3 protein-coding genes are annotated in these 2231 nt (G+C 58.5%); all 3 read right to left on the bottom strand.

Going from position 1 to position 2231, the window contains the following annotated elements; genetic code table 11:
- Positions 1-68 precede the first annotated feature (68 nt).
- Positions 69-938 carry a DMT family transporter gene (locus tag AB7E65_RS07440; RefSeq protein WP_320360413.1) on the bottom strand — a complete coding sequence of 290 codons (870 nt, stop codon included), beginning with the start codon at positions 936-938 and terminating at the stop codon, positions 69-71.
- Positions 939-1016: 78 nt separating this feature from the next.
- Positions 1017-1919: an ADP-ribose pyrophosphatase gene (locus tag AB7E65_RS07435; RefSeq protein WP_072286873.1), complete on the bottom strand. Its 903-nt coding sequence runs from the start codon at positions 1917-1919 to the stop codon at positions 1017-1019.
- 32 nt (positions 1920-1951) lie between these two features.
- Positions 1952-2231: hypothetical protein (locus AB7E65_RS07430; RefSeq protein WP_428745567.1), on the bottom strand; the 280-nt coding region annotated here is incomplete at its 5' end.

Here is a 2231-nt window from a genome sequence, read left to right as displayed (position 1 = left end):
GACCAGGTGAAACACCCTAAAAAAACAGGCAAACCAAAACAGGAGCAAAAAAACGGCGGAAACAGGACTCAGGCTTTCATCAACAGAACTGCGGCCACCGCCAGAAGGATTCCAAGCCCCCCCCGGAAATCGAGCCGCTCACGATACAGAACCGCTGAAAGCAGAACCGCTATGGTGAAATGCAAACCGACCAGCGGCGCGATAACGGCCAGCGGGCCGGTCTCCAGCGCCCAAAGGAACAGGTAAAAGCCAATCAGATTCAGCCCCCCCATGATTATGCCGATAATTACTGGCGCCTTCAGCGCCGCTGACGAGACATTTTGCCACTGGCGGTATCGCCACAAACCCGCGGCCGCGGCACTGAAGCTATAGGCGATTGCCATAAATCCCCACTTATCCGCGTGCAGGGCGGCAAATTTACTGGAAACGGTGGCCACGGTCCCGGCCACCATGGCAAGCAGCGCCAGAGCCACCCCGCACCGGTATCGGCCCGCAACCTCCTCCGCCGGGGAGCCTGCCGCTGACCGGCGAGCAAACAGCAGCAGTACGGCAATGGCCAGCAAAATGCCGCACCACTGCCGCGGCCAGAGCCGGTCCTGAAAGAAAAACACCGAAAACAGGGTTGCGAATACCGTGCTGAGGCGCGTGATCGAATACCCGACAACAGCCGGGATCCGCCGCAACGCTTCAATGGTCAGCGCCGCACTGGCCAGAAACGCCACGCCATTGACCAATCCCCAAAGCACCATGGAAAGGCCCGGATCTCCCCGGTCCGCCCCGCACAAAAACTGTGACCAGCTGACCACCGCCACCGTCGCCATAAAAACCAGGCTGGTCAGCGCGGTATTGCAGCCGCGTTCCGCCGCCACCTTGTAGAAAAAGCGCTGCAACCCTATCAATACAAGGGCCAGCAGCGCTTTGAAAAACCACGGGGTCATGCCTTGCCCCTTTTGCCGGACGGGAAAAAACGGCCGGGAAAGACGGACGCCGCCATCCCTCTCGGCCTATGGCGGAATTTATTTGTAATAGGACCGCAGGACAGCCAGCATTTTTTTCGGCAAGGCCTCCGGTTCGTCGCGCAGTAACTGCGCCAGGGCGGAAACGACGAAGTAACCGTGCCCTGCATACAATTTCTGGAGGCTCTTCTCGGTCAGAGGCAGCCAGTAAACCGAACGGGCATCACTGCCGGCGCGGGGCTCCAGATCCGCGGCATCCTCGGAACTCAGATGCAGATGCCGAACCGTGGTCTCGATCCACGCGTGGTCGGTGGAACGGGGGTCATCGACAAAGCCGCGATAAATCAGCTTGCCACGATTCATGTCGAGACTCACGCCGGTTTCTTCAGACAATTCCCGGGCAAGCGTGCGGCTCACCTCTTCGCCAGCGTCGACCATACCGCCGGGGATGGCCCACAATCCGTTATCCTTGCGTTGAATCGCCAGCATTTCAACGTCGCCGAACTGCTTGTTGATGCGCGTGACGATGGGATCGGCGGCGTAATTAACGCCCCACTTGCCAAGCAGGCCGCGCCCGGCGATTCCGGAACGCCCTCGGGGATTGAGCGGCCGGCCCTTGGCATCGAATCGGATCGGCCCTTCGAAACTCTGCACTGGCAAAGCTTCGGCCATGGCGATGTCTTCCGGATCGGCCCAGCCACCCTCCTTTCGGGTGCGGTCGTTGGCCAGCACCTCGGGAGCAACGTAATAGGGCGGATCGTAATCGGGATAATCGACATCCCAATCTACCAGCGCATCGGGAACCTTGATCCGCCGCGGATAGCCATCCGGCCATTCGAAACGAGCCCGCCAGGGCTCCACATAAACATGCAGATCTCCTGCCAGCCAATCCCGGCTTTCAGGGTCGCCGCCGGAGGCGAACACAGAGGGTCTGGCCTCTTTGCATCCCGGTTTTTTATCCATGACTGATCTCCAGTATCGGCCCGCCGGACGGCTTAAAGAACCTCGCCAACGGCCGCCTTGATTTTTTCAATTTCCGTTTCAGTGGGAAACCACATGAATTCATTATGGTAATCCTGACCCAGGTCTTTATCGGTATGGCGGGTTGCCGCGGCGAGTTTCTCCTCGTCGACAAAGCCTTCCTGATTGAAATGGACATATTGTCCATAAATATTCTGCAGTAAAAGGGTCTGATCCGGCTGTCTGACCAACAGGGCTCCGGCCAATCTGACACATTGCCCCTTGAATTCAACAAAAGGTTCCAGATGCTCGCAG

The organism is Syntrophotalea sp., from assembly GCF_050253115.1.
Classification (GTDB): domain Bacteria; phylum Desulfobacterota; class Desulfuromonadia; order Desulfuromonadales; family Syntrophotaleaceae; genus Syntrophotalea; species Syntrophotalea acetylenica.
Note: the sequence above shows the minus strand (reverse complement) of the source record. Positions and strands in the feature narration are given on the sequence as shown.